At 70.5% G+C, this 17249-nt stretch carries 12 protein-coding genes; 8 read left to right on the top strand and 4 right to left on the bottom strand.

From position 1 onward, the window contains the following. Nucleotides 1-1524 carry an ABC transporter substrate-binding protein gene (locus tag ACIBEJ_RS45755; RefSeq protein WP_397189271.1) on the bottom strand — a complete coding sequence of 508 codons (1524 nt, stop codon included), beginning with the start codon at nucleotides 1522-1524 and terminating at the stop codon, nucleotides 1-3. A gap of 94 nt (nucleotides 1525-1618) precedes the next feature. On the opposite strand from ACIBEJ_RS45755, the gene ACIBEJ_RS45750 reads away from it, so the two are divergent. The 3 genes from ACIBEJ_RS45750 to ACIBEJ_RS45740 all read left to right on the top strand — a co-directional run bounded on the left by ACIBEJ_RS45750 (nucleotide 1619) and on the right by ACIBEJ_RS45740 (nucleotide 5407). Further along, nucleotides 1619-2563, top strand: a complete 945-nt coding sequence (locus ACIBEJ_RS45750; protein ID WP_397189270.1) for an alpha/beta hydrolase — start codon at nucleotides 1619-1621, stop codon at nucleotides 2561-2563. 215 nt (nucleotides 2564-2778) lie between these two features. Next, entirely contained in the window at nucleotides 2779-3906 is a 1128-nt protein-coding gene (locus ACIBEJ_RS45745; RefSeq protein ID WP_397189269.1) for a PucR family transcriptional regulator, read from the top strand. Between the two features lie 88 nt (nucleotides 3907-3994). Next, the gene (locus ACIBEJ_RS45740) at nucleotides 3995-5407 is read left to right on the top strand and encodes a carboxylesterase/lipase family protein (RefSeq protein WP_397189268.1); all 1413 of its coding nucleotides are present in this window, start codon (nucleotides 3995-3997) and stop codon (nucleotides 5405-5407) included. On the opposite strand, the gene ACIBEJ_RS45735 is transcribed toward ACIBEJ_RS45740, so the two are convergent. After that, nucleotides 5404-5973 carry a TetR/AcrR family transcriptional regulator gene (locus ACIBEJ_RS45735; protein WP_397189267.1) on the bottom strand — a complete coding sequence of 190 codons (570 nt, stop codon included), beginning with the start codon at nucleotides 5971-5973 and terminating at the stop codon, nucleotides 5404-5406. The two genes, ACIBEJ_RS45740 and ACIBEJ_RS45735, sit on opposite strands and share 4 nt — an antisense overlap. A 36-nt stretch (nucleotides 5974-6009) precedes the next feature. Between ACIBEJ_RS45735 and ACIBEJ_RS45730 the strand changes: the two genes are divergently transcribed. After that, nucleotides 6010-8514, top strand: a complete 2505-nt coding sequence (locus ACIBEJ_RS45730) for a family 78 glycoside hydrolase catalytic domain (RefSeq protein WP_397189266.1) — start codon at nucleotides 6010-6012, stop codon at nucleotides 8512-8514. Between the two features lie 237 nt (nucleotides 8515-8751). Then, nucleotides 8752-9726, top strand: a complete 975-nt coding sequence (locus ACIBEJ_RS45725) for an ATP-binding protein (protein ID WP_397189265.1) — start codon at nucleotides 8752-8754, stop codon at nucleotides 9724-9726. Between the two features lie 235 nt (nucleotides 9727-9961). On the opposite strand, the gene ACIBEJ_RS45720 is transcribed toward ACIBEJ_RS45725, so the two are convergent. Continuing rightward, the gene (locus ACIBEJ_RS45720; protein WP_397189264.1) at nucleotides 9962-10504 is read right to left on the bottom strand and encodes a hypothetical protein; all 543 of its coding nucleotides are present in this window, start codon (nucleotides 10502-10504) and stop codon (nucleotides 9962-9964) included. Between the two features lie 630 nt (nucleotides 10505-11134). On the opposite strand from ACIBEJ_RS45720, the gene ACIBEJ_RS45715 reads away from it, so the two are divergent. From ACIBEJ_RS45715 to ACIBEJ_RS45705, 3 genes are all read left to right on the top strand, one after another. Then, a complete protein-coding gene (locus tag ACIBEJ_RS45715; protein ID WP_397189263.1) occupies nucleotides 11135-12478 on the top strand; it encodes an MFS transporter in 1344 nt (447 codons plus the stop codon). Nucleotides 12479-12874: 396 nt separating this feature from the next. Continuing rightward, complete coding sequence (locus ACIBEJ_RS45710) at nucleotides 12875-13444, top strand: TetR/AcrR family transcriptional regulator (protein WP_397189262.1); 570 nt, start codon at nucleotides 12875-12877, stop codon at nucleotides 13442-13444. Between the two features lie 285 nt (nucleotides 13445-13729). After that, nucleotides 13730-14299: a TetR/AcrR family transcriptional regulator gene (locus ACIBEJ_RS45705; RefSeq protein WP_397189261.1), complete on the top strand. Its 570-nt coding sequence runs from the start codon at nucleotides 13730-13732 to the stop codon at nucleotides 14297-14299. A 367-nt stretch (nucleotides 14300-14666) separates the two neighbouring features. Here ACIBEJ_RS45705 and ACIBEJ_RS45700 read toward each other — a convergent pair whose 3' ends face one another. Then, a complete protein-coding gene (locus tag ACIBEJ_RS45700) occupies nucleotides 14667-16919 on the bottom strand; it encodes a glycoside hydrolase family 3 C-terminal domain-containing protein (RefSeq protein WP_397189260.1) in 2253 nt (750 codons plus the stop codon). Between the last annotated feature and the right edge of the window lie 330 nt (nucleotides 16920-17249).

Genomic DNA, 17249 nt, shown 5'->3' with positions numbered 1-17249 from the left:
TCAGCCCACCGGGCGGTAGTCGCGCAGGAACACGAAGAGCTGGTCCGGGGCGGCCTCGATCCTGACCCGGTCCTTCTTCCAGACCATGAGGTTGGTGGCGGCGTACAGCGGGGCGAACCACGCCTGCTCCACCACGTGGGTGTTGAGCTCCTGGAACAGTTCGCCGCGCTCGGCCTCCTCGGCGACCGCGATCCGGTCCATGAGGTCGGCGACGACCGGGTCCTCGACGTGGAAGGGGTTGAACACCCCGCCCTTGGCCAGGAACAGCGAGGCGTCCAGCCAGTTCTCGGTGGCGGTGTAGGTGTACATGAAGGCCGGGTAGGTGCCGGCCAGGTACTGCTGGGTGATGAGGTTGCTGGAGACCGGCTTGTACTTCACCTTGATGCCGATCTGGCCGAGCTGCTGGGCGACGATCGGGTACAGGGCGGGCACGTAGGTGTTCTCGCTGGGCAGAGTGAGCTCGAAGCCGTCCGGGTAGCCCGCCTCCGCCAGGAGCCGCCGGGCCCTGTCCGGGTCGTAGGGGTAGCGGGAGTTGAGCGAGGCCAGGTAGGCGGGGGTGCCGGCGGCGAACATCTGGGTGCGGCGGTCGCCGTTGCCCTTGTCGACCGCCCTGAGGATGCCCTCGGCGTCGAGGCCGTGGTTGATGGCCTGCCGTACCTTGAGCTTGGCCAGCGGAGGAGCGAGCTTGCCCGCGCGGTCGACGATCCACATGCCCATGATCAGGCCGGGCATCTTCCTGTGGTCCAGGCCGGCGCCCTGGACCTGCGGCAGGCTGGCCATCGGGACGCCGCCGGCGTCGACCTGGCCGCTGAGCGCGGCGTTGGCCATCGCGTTGGTGTCGGGCAGCGCCTTCATCACCAGCTTGTCGAAGCCGAAGGCGGCCGGGAGGGCGTACTTGGGGTTGCGGGTGAAGGTGTAGGAGGTGCCCCGGGTGCTGGCGTTCAGGTCCAGCAGGTACGGGCCGCTGCCGACCGGGTTCGTCTTGAGCGTGGCGAAGGCCTTGGGGCTGGCGATCATGCCGGGCACCATCGAGAGCTGGTACAGCAGGCCGGGATCGGGCTTCTTGAGCTTGACCATCAGCTCGGTCGGGCCGGTGGCCTCGACCTTGTCGATGCCGGCCAGCGCCGACTGGGTGGCGCCCGGGGTGCTCAGCCCGCGGTCGAGGTTGGCCTTGACCGCGGCGGCGTCGAGCGGGGTGCCGTCGGAGAAGGTCAGGCCGTCGCGGATGGTCATGGTCAGCGTGGTCTTGGGCCGGTCGTACGACCAGGTGGTGGCCACGCCCGGCGAGACGGAGAAGTCGGCGTTGAGCGTGGTCAGGGACGAGTAGACGGCCTGCAGGTAGCCCAGGGAGTTGCCCCCGGCGCCGACGGCTGGGTCCCAGGACGAGACGTCGGCCGCCACGGCCAGGGTGAGCAGGCGCTCCGCCTTGGCGGCGCGCTCGGTGGCGCCGCCGGAACATGCGGTGCCCGCGACTGCGAGGGCGACGGCGGCGGCCGCGACGGCCGTCCCGCGAGATCTCGGCATCGGAAACCTCCTCGGATGGGGGTGTGGGGAGGCTAACAAAAACTACCTATCAATTGGTAGGCTTTTGGTAACGATGCCGAGCGAAGGAGTTCACATGCCGGTCGACCCGCGGATCGCGCCCCTGATCGCGCTCATCCACTCGCAGCCTCCGGCGCCCCACGACCCGGTCGCCCGCCGCCGCATGAACGCCGAGCGCAAGGCCGAGGGCACCCCCTACGGCGACTACGTGCAGGAGGAGCCCGAGATCGCGACGGTCTTCGAGGAGCGGATCAAGGTCGCCGACCCCGATGGGGAGATCACCGTCCGGGTGTACCGGCCCGCGGAGGAGAACGCCGGGGCGATGGTGCTCTTCCACGGCGGCGGCTGGCTGATGGGCACGATCGACGACAGCGACCGCCGCTCGCGCGCCATCGCCGCGGGGGCCGGGGTCGTCGTCGTCAACGTGGACTACCGGCTGGCTCCCGAGTTCCCCTTTCCCGTGCCCGCCCAGGACTGCTACCGGGCGTTCGAGTGGACCGTCGAGCAGGCGGGGCGGCTCGGGTTCGACCCGGCCAAGGTGGGGGTGGGCGGGGAGAGCGCGGGCGGCAACCTGAGCGCGGCGGTGTCGTTGCTGGCCAAGGAGCGTGGCGGGCCCATGCCGGTGATCCAGGTGACCGAGATCCCGGCCTTCGACCTGACCATGTCCTCCACCAGCGTGGAGGAGTACGCCGAGGGGCACGTGCTGACGAAGGCCGAGCTGGAGTGGTGTGTGCGGACCTACCTAGCCGGGCACGACGCCACCGACCCGATCGCCTCCCCCTTGCACGCCGCCGACCTGTCCGGGCTGCCGCCCGCGGTGATCCTCTCGGCCCAATGCGACCCCCTGGCCGGCGACGCCCGCCGGTACGCGGCGCGGCTGGCGGAGGCGGGGGTGCCGGTGACCTTCCGCGAGTTCGCGGGACACGTGCACGGGTCACACATCCTGACCGGCTTGCTACCCGCCTCCCGGGAGTGGCGCGCCATGGTGATCAACGCGATAACCACCGCCATGCACCCCTGACCCGCCTTGCGCGCTGCCGGCCCGCGGCGTGGTGTGGCGGGTCGCGTGGGGTTGGCCCGCGGCGCGGTGCGGACCCGCGGTGCCGGCACGCGGCGCAGAGCTGATCCGCAGTGCGGCTCGACCTGGTGCCGCGCGGGGTCGGCACGCGGCGTGCGCGATGTGGCGTGGTGTGGGGGTGTGCGGGGGCACAAGGTGGGGTGGTTATGCTGCGGCGCATGGGTGACCCACGGATCGCGCGCCTGGCCGCTGAGCTGCTGGAGGACGTGGACCAGCTCGCGGACCGCATGTTCGCCGCCATCCTGGCCGAGGACGAGACCTACGCGGCCATGCCGGAGGAACGCCGGGACGAGGTGCGGGAGTACAACCGGCGCAATCTGGTCGAGCTTCTGCGGGACCTGGCCGGGCAGCGGGTGGTCGAAGCCGTGGTGTCCAGGGAGACCGCGCGCCGCCGGGCAGGGCAGGGGGTGCCGTTGGGGGCGGTGCTGCACGCCTACCGCATCGGGTTCCGCGTGGTGTGGGAGAGCCTCGTGGCGCGGGCCATGGCGGAGCCCGGCTATCCCGTCGAGACGCTCGCCACCTCCATGTCCGAGGTCTGGTCGCTGGTCGACGGCTATTCCGTCGCGGTCACCGACAGCTATCACGCGGCCATGCTGGAGCTGGCCAGGCAGGATGAGCGGGAGCGACTCGTGCTGCTGGACGCGCTGATCGAGGGCCGGGTCACCGACTGGAGCGTGCTCGGCGGCAGCGCCCACGCGCTCGGGCTGCCGGCGCGCGGGCCGTACCTCTGTGTGGTGGCCGACCCGGCGGTGCCGTTGTCCGCGGCCGGGGTGCGCGGCGCGTGGCGGCTGCGCGCCGACGACCAGGTGGGCATCGTGGCCGACTCGGGCGCGGTGCGGGCGGCGCTGGCCGGGCGCGGCAGGATCGGGATCAGCGCTCCTTATGAACGGCTGCCGCAGACCGCCGCCGCGTTCCGCCTGGCCAGGCTCGTCTGGGCGGGCCTGCCGCCGGGCAGCATGGAGGCGGCGACCGTGGACAGCCGCCCGATCGGCGCGTTCGTCGCCGCAGCCCCCGACCTGGCCGAACGCGTCACCGACGCGGTGCTCGGCCCCGTCCTGGCCCGCCCCGACGCCGACGACCTGCTGGAGGTGCTGTCGGCGTGGATGGAGAGCGGCGAGTCCACCTCGGAGCTGGCCCGCGGGCTCTACTGCCACCGCAACACCGTTCGCAACCGGCTGAGCAGGATCGAGCGGCTGACCGGCCGCTCGCTGGAGCGTCCCGGCGACGTGGCCGCCCTGTACGCCGCGCTGGTCGGCCACCGCCTTGTGCCCGTGCCCAAGCCCTGACCGGAAAGCCGGGTCTGGGGCCCAGTACCGGTAGAACAAGATTCCGGGAAAATGGGGTGACCGCCCCGATCGTTGGAGGCCAGGCGCCATGGAGATCATCGTCGAGACCCGGCCGGGCAAGCTGCGCGGCACGCTGGAGGATGGCCTCGCCGTCTTCCGCGGCGTGCCGTACGCCGCACCGCCCTTCGGCGAACTGCGCTTTCGCGCGCCCGAGCCGCCACCGCCGTGGGAGGGCGTGCGCGACGCGCTCGCCTACGGACCCACGGCCGCACGGCGCGGCTACCGTCCGCCGCTGGACGAGATCCTCGCCGAGGTGATCATCCCGGGTGAGGACTGCCTCAACCTCAACGTCTGGACGCCCGGCCTCGACGGGCGGCGCCCGGTCATGGTGTGGATCCACGGCGGCTCCAACCGCAACGGCTCCAACGCCGTCCCCCTCTACGACGGGCGCGCGTTCGCCCGCGACGGCGTCGTGTTCGTGGCGATCAACTACCGTCTGGGCGTCGAGGGGTGGGCCAGCTTCCCCGACGCGCCGGACAACCGCGGGCTGCTCGACCAGATCGCCGCGCTGACCTGGGTGCGGGAGAACATCGAGGCGTTCGGCGGCGACCCTGGCAACGTGACGGTGTTCGGCGAGTCGGCCGGCGCGATCGACCTCGGGGTGCTGCTCGGCATCCCGGCGGCCCGCGGGCTGCTGAACCGGGCGATCATCCAGAGTGGCGGGCCCGCCGCGGCGCAGCAGGCCGCGGTGAGGAAGGCGACCGGGCTGATCGCCCGCGGGCTCGGCGTGCCGGCCACCGCCGCCGCGTTCGCCGAGGTGGACCAGGAGCGGCTGCTCGACGCGCAGGCCGCGGTCATGAGCACGAGTGGCCTGGCCGGCGGTCCCGAGCTGGGGCCCCTGATCGACGGGGAACTGGTCGCCGGGCCGCCGGAGTCGAACGTCGATCCCGAGGTGGAGGTGCTGATCGGGCACACGACCGAGGAGTACCGGCTGTGGTTCGTGCCGACGGGCGGCGTCGACCGCATGGGGCCGTGGATGGCCCGCCTGGCGATGCTCAAGATGGGGGTGAAAGGCCGGGTATGGCGGGGTTATCGGGCCCTCCATCCGGAGGCGAAGCCGGGCGAGGTGTTCGGCCTCGTGCTCACCGACCGTCTGGTACGGCTGGCCAACCGCCGGCTGGCCGAGAGCCGGGCGGCCGGCCGTACCTGGCTCTACGAGTTCGCCTGGCGCTCACCCGAGCGCGACCTCGGCGCGGCCCACGCGATGGAGATCCCGTTCGTCTTCGACGCGCTGGACATGCCCGAGTCACGGCAGATGGTGGGAAACGACCCGCCGCAGAGCCTGGCCGACGAGATGCACGCGGCCTGGGTCGCCTTCGCCAAGACCGGCGACCCCGGCTGGCCCGCCTGGGACCCCTCGACCCGCCCGACGATGGTCTTCGACTCCACCTCGGCGGTCGTGGCGGACCACCGGGCGGAACTCCACGCCCTCTGGAGCTAGGGGAGGTCGCGTTCGAGCGTGCGCGCGTACGCCTCGATGCGCTCGGCCAGATCAATTTGCTCAGGGTCGAGCAGCCACTGCGTGGCCAGGCCGTCGAGCGTGGCCAGGATCTCGGCCGCCTTGCCCTCGGGGTCGAGGTCCGCCCGGATCTCGCCACGCTCCTGACCCGTCCGCAGCGCCCCGGCCACCAGGGCACGCATCAGGCGATAACGCTCGCGGAAGTAGTCGTGCGCGGGCGCGCCCGGCTCCAGGTTCTCGGCCACCAGAACCGCGAACAGCTTCGTCAGCCCGCGTTCCTCCTGGTTGCGCCGGGCGAAGGCGGGCATCGCGCGGATCGTGTCCAGCCCGCCGCGCGCCGCCGCCTCGCGGGCGAAGTCGAGGCTCCTGCCGTCGCGCCACTCGATGACCGCGCGCAGCAGCCCCTCCTTGTTGCGGAAGTGGTAGAGCAGCCCCGGCTCGGTGATGCCGACACGCTGGGCGATCTCGGTCATCCCGGTGCCGCGGAAGCCGGTGCGGGCGAAGAGTTCGGCGGCCACGGCCGCGATCTCCTCCTTGCGGTTCGTCATGTAGACAACTTACTTAGTTGTAAGTAAGCATGCTTTATGGACATCGCCACGCCGCGTTTCGAACACCTCGACGAACCCCTTGGCCTGGGCGAAAGCCGTCCGAGAATCTCCTGGACCATCACCACGGAAAAGCCCGGCTGGCACCAGAGCGCCTATGAGCTGTCGGCTCGCGGCGAGCGCGTCCTGGTCGAGTCGGACGAGTCGGTGCTGGTGCCGTGGCCGTTCGCGCCGCTGGCCGCCCGCGAGCGCGTGGCCGTGAGCGTCCGCGTGCGCGACGCGGCCGGCGCGTGGTCGGACTGGAGCCCGCCCGCCGTCGCCGAGGCCGGCCTGCTCGACCCGGCCGACTGGTCCGCGCGCTTCGTCGCGCCGCCGGGCGGGGAGCAGCTTCTGCGCGGCGAGTTCACGGTACGGCCGGCCGTGACGTCGGCCAGGCTCTACGCCACCGCCCTTGGCGTCTACGAACTCGAACTCAACGGCGTCACCGTCGGCGACCACGTCCTGGCGCCCGGCTGGACCAGCTACCACCACCGCCTGCGCTACCAGACCCACGACGTCACCGCGCTCCTGCGCCCGGGCCCCAACACGCTCGGCGCGATCCTGGGCGAGGGCTGGTACCGGGGCCGCCTGGGGTTCCAGGGCGGCTCCGTCGCGGTCTACGGCGAGCGGCTCGCGCTGCTGGCCCAGTTGGAGATCACCTATGCCGACGGCGCCGTCGAGCGCTTCGGCACCGGATCCGGCTGGCAGTGCGCCCCCGGCCCCATCCTGTCCAGCGGCATCTACGACGGCGAGACCCACGACGCCCGCCTGGAGACCCCCACCGACTGGCGCCCGGTCGAGATCCTGGACCACGACCTGTCCACCCTGGTCGCCCCCACCGGCCCACCGGTACGCCGTACCCAGGAACTCGCCCCCGTCGAGATCCTGACCTCCCCCTCGGGACGGACCATCCTCGACTTCGGCCAGAACCTCGTCGGCCGCCTGCGCATCACCGCGCGCGGACCGGCGGGCGGGCGCGTCGTCCTGCGCCACGCCGAGGTCCTGGAGGAGGGCGAGCTCGCGACCCGCCCCCTGCGCACCGCCGCCGCCACCGACGTCTACATCCTGCGCGGTGACGGCGACGAAATCTGGGAGCCCCGCTTCACCTTCCACGGCTTCCGCTATGCCGGCGTCGAAGGGCCCGTGGACCCGGACCTGGTCCGCGCCGTCGTCTGCCACACCGACATGGAGCGCACCGGCCACTTCGAGTGCTCGGACCCGCTGCTCAACCGGCTGCACGAGAACGTCGTGTGGAGCATGCGCGGCAACTTCCTCGACCTGCCCACCGACTGCCCCCAGCGCGACGAACGGCTCGGCTGGACCGGGGATCTCCAGGTCTTCGCCCCCACGGCGGCGTTCTTGCACGACTGCGCGGGCATGCTGACCTCTTGGCTGGCCGATCTGGCCGCCGAGCAGGCCGATGGCGGGGCCGTACCCGTCGTGGTGCCCAACGTGCTGGGCGAGCGCGCCGTGCTCGCCGCCGCGGGGTGGGGGGATGCGACCGTGATCGTCCCCTGGGTCCTTTATCAGAGGTACGGCGACGCGGGGCTGCTGGAGCGGCAGTTCCCCAGCATGCGGCGGTATGTCGAGCACGTGGCGGGGCTGGCGGTGGAGGGGCTGGTGGAGTCCGGGTACCAGTTCGGCGACTGGCTGGACCCGGCGGCCCCGCCGGACAAGCCTGGCGACGGGCGTACCCCCAAGGCGGTCGTCGCCACTGCCTACCTTGCGTATTCGGCCGGGATCGTGGCTGAGGCGGCTCAGGTGCTGGGGCTGGATGCCGCGCCTTTCGTGGCTTTGGCGGCGGATGTACGGCGGGCTTTCGCCAGGGCCTATGTCTCGGCGGAGGGGGTCGTTCTCGGGGACTCGGCCACGGCGTACGCGCTCGCTCTGCGGTTCGGGCTGCTTCCTGCTCCGGAGCAGCGGGCCTTCGCGGGGGAGAGGCTGGCCGAGGTCCTGGCTGCCGGAGGTCATCACATCGCCACCGGGTTTCTGGGGACTCCGGAGGTTTGTGACGCCCTTACCGAGGCTGGGCGGGTGGAGGCGGCGTATCGGTTGCTGTTGCAGCGCGGATGTCCGTCGTGGCTGTACGCGGTGACGATGGGCGCCACGACCATCTGGGAACGATGGGACAGCATGCTTCCCGACGGGAGCGTCAACCCGGGGGAGATGACGTCGTTCAACCACTACGCGTTCGGGGCGGTGGCGGACTGGCTCCACCGGACGGTCGCGGGCCTGGCGCCCGCCGCGCCCGGATACCGCCGCCTGGCGCTGACCCCGAGACCGGGCGGCGACCTGAGCTACGCGAGGGCAACCCTCCGCACCCCGTACGGCAGGGCCGAACTGTCCTGGACCGTGACCGATGACACCATGACCACCCAAGCCACCATCCCTCCCAACACCACAGCCTCGGTCACCCTCCCCGGCACTCCTCCCTTCGAAGCGGAATCCGGCACCCACCACTGGACCACCCCGTGGCCTCCCAAGGGCATGGGCGCTTCGCGCTGAGAGGCCGCGTTTCTCCGGGGTTCCGCCCCTGAGCTGTCGCCCGGCTTCACCTCATCCCTGTTGCCGCCGGTCTGTTTGAACAGCGGATCGGTCCCGGAAGACCGTGGAACGGCACTGCGGCGTCCGCGCGGGTCCATAGCATCAGGTGATGGCGGGATGGAGGGTGGATCACGGGGAGGTGCTCTGGGATTCTGGCCGCGTAGTGATCCTCAGCTGACCAGATCGGGGTTCGGCCCTATGAGAGTGGCGTTCGTCGGCAAAGGGGGAAGCGGGAAGACGACGCTGTCGGCGTTGTTCACCCGCCAGGTGGCCGCGTCAGGCCGGACGGTCGTGGCGATCGACGCCGACATCAACCAGCACCTTGGACACGCTCTGGGCGCGGAGACGGCGCCGGAGCCGCTGGGAGCCAACCTCGCCGAGCTCAAGGACTGGTTCCGCGGCGACAACCCACGCGTGACCTCGGCCGAGTCGATGGTGAAGACCACCCCGCCCGGCCGCGGTTCCCGGCTGCTCACGCTCGACTCCCTCACCGACCCCATCCATTCCGCATACGCCGTACGCTGCCCCGGCGGGCCGTACCTCATGGCCACGGGCTTCTTCGCGGAAGAAGACCTCGGGGTGGCCTGCTACCACTCCAAGGTCGGCGCGGTTGAGCTCTACCTCAACCACTTGGTCGACGCGCGCGAGGAGTACGTGGTCGTGGACATGACCGCGGGAGCCGACTCGTTCGCCTCCGGGCTGTTCACGCGCTTCGACGCGACCTTCCTCGTCGCCGAGCCGACCCGGCAGGGCGTGAGCGTGTATCGGCAGTATCGTGACCACGCCGCGGAGTTCGGGGTACCGGTCGTGGTCATCGGCAACAAGATCCACGACAGCGACGACGTGGACTTCCTGCGCGCGGAGGTCGGTGAGGACCTGCTGACCTGCTTCGAGCACTCGGCCGCCGTGCGCGCCATGGAACGCGGCCGGCCGCTGGACGCCCCTGATCTGGAGGCGGCCAACGTCGCGGCGCTCACTCTGATGCTCCTCTACGTGGACGGGCGGGAGAAGAACTGGCCCCGATACGGGGATCAGGCCACCGAACTGCATCTGCGCAACGCCCGCGGGTGGGCCAACCGGGCGGTCGGCGAGGACCTCGCGAAGCAGATCGACCCCGGTTTCGTCTACGGCCTGCGCCCCGCGCCCTGCCCGCCTGGTGTCCTGAGTCATTGAGAACGACCATGTCCGCCTGGCCGTGGGGCCCGGCTCGACATCAGCGCGGTGTGGCTCGGATCGACCGACGAACGGCAGGGTATGCCGTCAAGGCGGCCATGCTTCACAGTGCGGCGGGCTCGTACTGTTCGGCCTGTTCGGCGGAAACCGCATCGCCCGCACGGCTTGTACGTCGCCAACCTCACCGACCGGCTCGATCCGCGATCGAGCCGGTCGGTGAGGTTGGCGACGCGGGTCAGTACCGGATCCAGAGCGAACTGGTCCGGTCGTTCATGTAGTCCCCGACGTAGCCCACGTTGGGCCCGTCGCCCCTCCCGTCGAACCAGTACGACGAGTCGCCGTTCTGGCGGTAACCGTCATAGATGGTCACCGAACGGCAGTTGCTGTACGTGTAGAACCCGGAGATCTCGTTGTCCCAGATGAGGTTCGGCCGCAGGCGGTAGCCGGAGGAGTCGCAGGGCCCCTCCTCCGCCGAAACGATGATGCGCGTGATGTCCGGCGGGTTGTTGTACGCGTTCCAGAACCACTCCATGAGCAGCACGTCGGGCGCCCCCGCCGCCCTGAAGGCCGCCGAGTTCGGGCTGTCGCTGCACGTCTCCGACTTCACCGGCGAGAAGCCCCCATCGACTGACTTGCCGACCTCCACAACGCAGAACTTCCCGTCCTCACGCGGCTCGGCAGCCGTGGCGGCACTGGTTGAGATACCCGTGACGAGCAGAGCCGAGGCGATCACCGCCAGCGGTCGGCGAGCCCAGGCGGCACTATTGCGAGCGTTCATGGCATTCCCTCCGTGAGGTCTGAGTCAGGAGCGCTCCTCACCGCACCCGCCGAAGTGCCCAGCGCGGGGGCGCAACGGTGAGCGCCATGGCATGCGCTTCCTCCCGAGGTCGAACATCGGGCTTCAGGGCAGCATGACGCGCAACCGGTTGATGTTCTTCAGCACGCGCGGCAAATCAATCAACCTCCGAACAACGCCTTGCCGTACCGAGCCGTGGCTGGCGGAGACATCGGCGTCTAACGCCGGGCTCGGGCACTGAGTGCGGGTGCCGGGACTGCGGCGTTGAGCGGCATCCCGGCGTCTCGGGGTACTGAGTGCGGGTGCCGGGGACTCCGGCGTTGAGCGGCATCCCGGCGTCTCGGGGTACTGAGTGCGGGTGCCGGGGACTCCGGCGTTGAGCGACATCCTGGGGTCTCGGGCACTGAGTGCGCCGCCCGGACCCCTGCGTAGAGAGCGACATCCCGGATCGGCGGATCGCAGGGCCACTCACCCCGGACACCTGGTGATCGCCAAGCAATGCCGAAGCCCCGCAACCGGCCGAGAAAGCGCCCGTCGCAAGCCGTTGACCCGACTGACTCAGCTCACTTAGCCTGTCTGCTACCAATCAGTTGGTAGGTTTTTGGAGGGCGCATGGAAGACCGGCCCGGTCTGGTGGAAAAGCTCGCCTTCTTCGGTGGCGTGGCCGGCGGGGCGCTGATGGGCGCGGCCTCCGGCTTCCTCCTGCTGTACCTCACCGACGTGGTCGGCATCGGCGCGGCAGCCGTAGGCACGCTGATGCTCGTGGCCCGCGTGGTCGACGGCGCCAGCGACCCGATCATGGGCTACCTCGTAGACCACCTACCAGTCACTCGGTGGGGCCGGTTCCGCCTCTACGTCCTCATCGGCGGCATCCTCTGCGCCCTCTGCCTGGTGGCGCTCTTCGCCGCCCCCGCCTGGTTCCCGAACGCCCTGCTCGCCGCCTGGATCACCTACCTGCTCTGGGGCCTGCTGCTCGACCTGTTCCAGATCCCGGTGACGTCGTTGCTGCCCGTGGTGGCTGGCGACGCGCGTACCAGAAGTCAGCTCGCGAGCATCGTCGGCCTCACCGGCCTGCTGGCGGCGGCACTGAGCACGGGCGCGACGCTGCCGATCGTCAAGGCGTTGGGCGGGGGGACCGGGGGCTGGCTTACGTACGTCAGCGTGATGGCGCTGGTGGGCTGCGTCCTGGTGACGCTCATGGCGGTGCGGGTGCGCGAGCGCGTCAAGCCGTTGTCGCCGGAGCGTTACCGCCTGTCCGATGTACGCCGCGTGTTCTTCGCCCACCGAGCCGTCCCCATCCTGCTCACCTCCAAAGTCGCGGTACAGGCGGCCAGCGGCTCCCTCACCGCCGCCATGCCGTACTTCTTCCTCTACTACATCGGCGACCAGGCCTACCTCTCCGCCGCCGCCCTGGTCATGGCGATCCCGATGGTCGTGGGCGCGATCGTGGTCCCCGCCCTGGCCCGTCGCCACGGCGCCAAACCCTGGTACCTCCTCAGCCTCGCCGTCTGCATCGCCGGCCTCGCCCTGCTGATGACCGTCCCGCCGACCCCGCTGCCCGTTCTCGCGTGCTTCGCCCTGACGGGCTTCGGCTTCGGCGGCGCGGTGGCGCTCGGCCTGGTCCTGCTCGCCGAACTCGCCGACTACACCGAGTGGCAGTACGGCTTCCGCACCGAAGCCTCCCTGGCCGCCATGACCTCCTTCGCCACCAAAGCGGGCAGTGGGGTTGGCGGCGGCCTCCTGGCATACACCCTGGCCGCCACCGGCTACCGCAGCGGCGGAGTGGCCCAGGACCCCGCCGCCATCCAGGGCATCCTGTACGCCCAGAGCCTCATCCCCGCTGCCATAGGCCTGGTCGGCGCTTTGGCCTTCGCCGCGTACCCGATCACCCGCGAAATAGCCACCCAAGCCGCCACCGACCTCGCCAACCGCAAACTCCTCCAAACCCACCCATAACCCCACCCACCCCGCCCACACCAAGCCCCGCCCGCAAGCCGCTCTCCCGCCGTGGCCTGCTCCGCCCCGCACACCCGGCCCGCGACCCCGCTCCCGGCCCGCGACCCCGCTCCCGGCCCGCACCCTCACCCGGGCCCAGAGCCCGCTCCGGTTCACACGCTCCAAGCCCGCATTTGCCTCAGCCCAGCGCATGCCCGCAGCCCATGGCCCGGATCTGGCCACGGACTCCACTTCGGCCGGACCTACGCCTGCGGGCTGGGTCCCATCGGAGCCGCGCCTCAGAGTCTGGGGCCCGGCTCGGTATCCAGTTTCTTGGGACCCGGGGCGTCTGCAGGAGTGGGCCCCCGAGGCTGAAAACCTACCGACTGATAGGTAATTGTTGGTAAGGTTTGCTGCATGGTAGCCAAGAGGCGCTACGCCGTCGGGGTGGCTCGCAGGGAGCAGATTCTCGAGGCCGCTCGTGAGGTGTTCAGCGTCAGGGGCTACCGCGGCGGCTCCATGCGGGACGTCGCCGCGCGAGTGGGCCTCAGCCTCGCGGGCGTGCTGCACTACTTCCCGTCCAAGGAGGACCTGCTGGCCGAGGTGCTCCAGCAGCGGGACGACATCGACATCCCGTGGTTCGAGGAGAAATGGGCCGAACTGGGCAGCTTCCGGCTGGCCGTACGCGAACTCCAAGTCCGGAACATGGAGCGGGCCGGCGTCATGCGGCTCTTCGTCACGCTGTCAGCCGAGGCGGCCGATCCACAGCATCCGGCGCACGACTTCTTCGCGAAGCGATACCGCACCAGCCGCGAACTGTTCTCTCGCACCCTGGCCAAAGCCCGGGAGCGGGGCGAGGTGGTGGAAGGCGCCAGCGGGCCGTTGCTCATCGCCGTCCTGGACGGCCTGCAGGTCCAGTGGTTGCTGGACCCCGACTTCGACCTCCTGACCGCCCTGGACGCCTACCTCGACAGCATTACGCGCTAGCTGTTTGCCCCGCGAGGCCGGGGTTTGCCGGGTGGCGGGCTGTTCAGCGCAGTGGTGATGGAAAGCGCGCAGCCAGGCTGGGAGGGCGGCTCGGCCCGGCGTCCAGCGGGATGAGCGTGCGTCGGCCCAGATCGCTGGTGATCGCCGCGACGGCGGCCGGCGTGAGAGGTGCCTTGGCAGGGGTGAACGTGAGAGGTGCCTTGGCGGGGGTGAAACGGTGGCAGGGCGGATGGCGCTGCAGGTAAAAACGACCAATCAGTTGGTTGATTTGTTAGGGTGGCGGGCATGCCGTCGAAACGACCGTACGCCGTGGGGATCGCGCGGAGGATGCAGATCCTTCAGGCGGCCCGCGAGCTCTTCAGTGTCCGTGGCTACCGGGGCGCGTCGATGCGGGACGTGGCGGCCGAGGTCGGGCTGACCCTGGCCGGGGTGCTGCACTACTTCCCGTCCAAGGAGGACCTGCTGGCCGAGGTGCTCCAGCAGCGGACGGACATGGACGTCCCCTGGTTCGAGCAGACGTGGACGGAGCTGGGCAGCTTTCGGCTGGCTGTTCGCGAGCTGATGGTGCGGAACATGGCCGACCCGGGGGTGATGCGCCTGTTCGTAACGCTTTCCGCGGAGGCCACCGATCCCGGGCATCCGGCGCACGACTTCTTCGTCAAGCGGTATCGAACCAGCCGCGAGCTCTTCTCGGCCACCCTCGCCAAGGCCCGTGCCAACGGAGAGATCACCCGGCCCGTCAACGGTCCACTGCTCATCGCCGTGCTGGACGGCCTGCAGATCCAGTGGCTCATCGAGTCCGACTTCGACCTGCTCGGGGCACTCGACGCCTACCTGGACTCCATCACCGGCTGACCACGACGAGCAAGCGCCCAACCGCTTCCACCACTCGCCTCGCAGCCCGCGCGCCCACCTCGCCCCGCCCCGCTCGCTCGCCCACCCCGCCCCGCTCGCTCGCCCGCACCGCCCCGCTCGCTCGCTCGCACCGGCCGCTACGCCGAACCTGCCGTTGGCGATCTGGCCAGGCAAGCAGGCTCCCAGGCAAGCAGTCCTGTCAGACACACGACGTCCGTGACACGCCGCATGCCTGACAGGTGGTGTGGTCAGGCAGGTGGTGTGGTCAGGCGGGCGGTGGAGCCAGGCAGGCGGTGGAGCCAGGCTGCGGACTCTGCGTGGCAGGTGGGTTGTCGGGCAGGCGGCTTCACGGACCAAAGGGGGCGCTCTACCAGCCGGCCCGCTCGTTTACCTCGTCGGCCAGCCTCTCCAGCCGCTCCGGGTCCAAATAGGCCCCAGGAAACCGCGCAAGCCGCCGCACCGGCACCGAGCCCGCCATCCTCAACGCAGGCTCGGTCAAAAACCGCGAATGTACCAGCCCGGTCTCAGCAGGCGGCCGCATCTCCCGTTGCAACACGTCCAGCCCACCCGGCGCCGCCAACCAGTCGGCCAGCGGCGAATCAGGCGTGATCGCGACGGGCGGTGGCTGGTGCGTGCCATCCAGGTGTACGGTCCCCGCCACCCGAAGGTCGCGGGAGGAAGCACCGACATGGATGGTGGCGGCGCCCGGGTCGACGGTCCAGCGCCGCCGTACCGGGTGGAAGTAGGCGAAGTCGTGGAATGCCAGGTAGAAGCGTACGGTCGTGCTCGCACCGGGTGCGAGGCTGACTTTCCGGAAGGCGCGCAGTTCGCGGGCGGGACGGCGCACCTCGTCGCTGGGCGCGGCGACGTAGACCTGCGCGACCTCCTGCCCGGCCCGGTCGCCGAGGTTGGTGATGCGGACGCTGACGCGGACGACGAGTTCCTCGCCGGAGCCGCGAAGGTGGACGTCGAGGTCGGAGTAGCCGAATTCGGTATAGGACAGGCCGTGACCGAAGGGGTAGGCGACCGGCGCGTCGAGGGCGTCGTGGTAGCGGTAGCCGACGAACACGCCTTCGGTGTAGCGGACGGTGCCGAGTTCGCCGGGAAAGTTGAGGTATGAGGCGGTGTCTTCCAGGCGGAGCGGGATGGTTTCGGCCAGGCGTCCGGACGGGTTGGCCTTGCCGTAAAGGAGGTCGGCGATCGCGCCGCCGCCGGCCTGTCCGAGCAGCCACCCCTCCAGTACGGCCGACGCCGCCCCATCCCAATCCGAGACCCGAACCACCCCACCGTTGGACAGAACGACCACCACCCGCGTCCCGGTCCCGGCGACGACGTTGAGCAACGCGCGCTGATTGTCCGGAAGCTCCAGATGCGTACGGTCGTATCCCTCCCCCTCGTCCTCCGGCGGCAGCCCGAGGCAGACGACCGTGGTCGCGGCGCGCGCCGCCACCGCCCGCGCCTCCTCCTCCAGCTCAGAGGAACGGCCGGCGTCGCCGAGCCGGTAACCCGGCGCGTACTCCAGCTCCCGCCCGGCGAGCGCGCGCATCTCGGTGAGCACGTCGTCGAGCCGCGTGGGCACGATGTGGGAGCTGCCCGCGCCCTGATATCTGGGGGTACGCGCGAGTTCGCCCACCACCGCCACCGAATCTCCCAAACCCAGCGGCAGGACGCCGTCGTTCTTGAGCAGGACCGCGCACTGTGCGGCCACCTCGCGCGCGAGCCGGTGGTGTGCGGCGGCGTCGAACGTGCCCTCGCCGGGCTGGGCCCTCGCGACCAGCGCCAGCACGCGGGCGGCGGAGGCGTCCAGCAACTCCTGGTCGAGCGCGCCCGCCTCGACCGCCTTGACCACGGAGGCGTCGGAGGCGCGGCCCGAGGTCGGCATCTCCAGGTCGAGACCCGCCCAAAGCGCCGCGACCCGGTCGTCGACCGCGCCCCAGTCGGACACGACGACGCCGCCGAAGCCCCACTCGTCGCGTAGTACCTCGGTCAGCAGCCATGGGTGTTCGGATGCGTAGACGCCGTTGACGCGGTTGTACGCACTCATCACCATCCACGGCTTGGCCACCGTGACCACATGCTGGAAGGCCGGGAGGTAGATCTCGCGGAGAGTGCGCTCGTCGACCTCCGCGCTGATGCGCATGCGGTCGGTCTCCTGGTTGTTGGCCGCGAAGTGCTTGACGGCGGCGCCCACGCCCTGCGACTGGATGCCGAGCACGAGCGCGGCGCCGAGCACGCCGGACAGGCGCGGGTCCTCCGAGAAGTACTCGAAGTTGCGGCCGCAGAGCGGGGAGCGCTTGATGTTGACGCCGGGGCCGAGCAGTACCTGCACGTCCATGGCACGTGACTCGCGGCCGAGGGCCTCGCCGACCGTGCGTACCAACTCGGGGTCCCAGGAGGAGCCGAGCGCCACGGCTGGCGGGAAGCAGGTGGCGGGCGTGCTGTGCCCGACTCCGAGGTGGTCGCCGCCGTCCGGCTGGCGGCGTACGCCGTGCGGCCCGTCGCTGAGCGTGATCGACCGGATCCCGGCCCGCTCGATCGCCTGGGTACGCCAGAGCGACTCGCCGGAGGTGAGCGCGGCTCGCTCGGCGAGGGTGAGGCGGTCGAGAGCGTTGTCTGTCATGCGGTTCCTTTCGCGGTCAGGGCGCGCAGTACGGCAGGCTAACAAAAACTACCTATCAATTGGTAGGCATTCCATGAGCCCGTTGACGGGGTAGTGCCCTGGGCCTACGGTGAGGCTACCAATCAGTTGGTAGGTTTTTTGGGAGCAGCGTATGCGCAGACGCACCGCCGTACTGTCCGCCGCCTGCCTGATCACGGCAGCGTCCTTAACCCTGACCACCCCAGCCACCGCCCACACGGCCCACCCCACAACCACCCTCACCGCCACGGACCAGCCGCTCACCTACACGGCCTCGGGCCAGCCGCCCAACCTCGCGGCCTCGGGTCAACT

Origin of the sequence: Nonomuraea sp. NPDC050790, from assembly GCF_044456745.1 — a bacterium.
Classification (GTDB): Bacteria; Actinomycetota; Actinomycetes; order Streptosporangiales; family Streptosporangiaceae; genus Nonomuraea.
This window is presented reverse-complemented; position numbering and strand designations above follow the sequence as displayed.

Bases quoted from the DNA above. Each gene is read 5' to 3' on its own strand.
- ACIBEJ_RS45715 (WP_397189263.1), top strand. From the start codon at position 11,135: ATGGAAGACCGGCCCGGTCTGGTGGAAAAGCTCGCCTTCTTCGGTGGC.
- ACIBEJ_RS45720 (WP_397189264.1), bottom strand. From the start codon at position 10,504: ATGAACGCTCGCAATAGTGCCGCCTGGGCTCGCCGACCGCTGGCGGTG.
- ACIBEJ_RS45740 (WP_397189268.1), top strand. From the start codon at position 3,995: ATGGAGATCATCGTCGAGACCCGGCCGGGCAAGCTGCGCGGCACGCTG.
- ACIBEJ_RS45745 (WP_397189269.1), top strand. From the start codon at position 2,779: ATGGGTGACCCACGGATCGCGCGCCTGGCCGCTGAGCTGCTGGAGGAC.
- ACIBEJ_RS45750 (WP_397189270.1), top strand. From the start codon at position 1,619: ATGCCGGTCGACCCGCGGATCGCGCCCCTGATCGCGCTCATCCACTCG.
- ACIBEJ_RS45700 (WP_397189260.1), bottom strand. From the start codon at position 16,919: ATGACAGACAACGCTCTCGACCGCCTCACCCTCGCCGAGCGAGCCGCG.
- ACIBEJ_RS45705 (WP_397189261.1), top strand. From the start codon at position 13,730: ATGCCGTCGAAACGACCGTACGCCGTGGGGATCGCGCGGAGGATGCAG.
- ACIBEJ_RS45735 (WP_397189267.1), bottom strand. From the start codon at position 5,973: ATGACGAACCGCAAGGAGGAGATCGCGGCCGTGGCCGCCGAACTCTTC.
- ACIBEJ_RS45755 (WP_397189271.1), bottom strand. From the start codon at position 1,524: ATGCCGAGATCTCGCGGGACGGCCGTCGCGGCCGCCGCCGTCGCCCTC.
- ACIBEJ_RS45710 (WP_397189262.1), top strand. From the start codon at position 12,875: ATGGTAGCCAAGAGGCGCTACGCCGTCGGGGTGGCTCGCAGGGAGCAG.
- ACIBEJ_RS45730 (WP_397189266.1), top strand. From the start codon at position 6,010: ATGGACATCGCCACGCCGCGTTTCGAACACCTCGACGAACCCCTTGGC.
- ACIBEJ_RS45725 (WP_397189265.1), top strand. From the start codon at position 8,752: ATGAGAGTGGCGTTCGTCGGCAAAGGGGGAAGCGGGAAGACGACGCTG.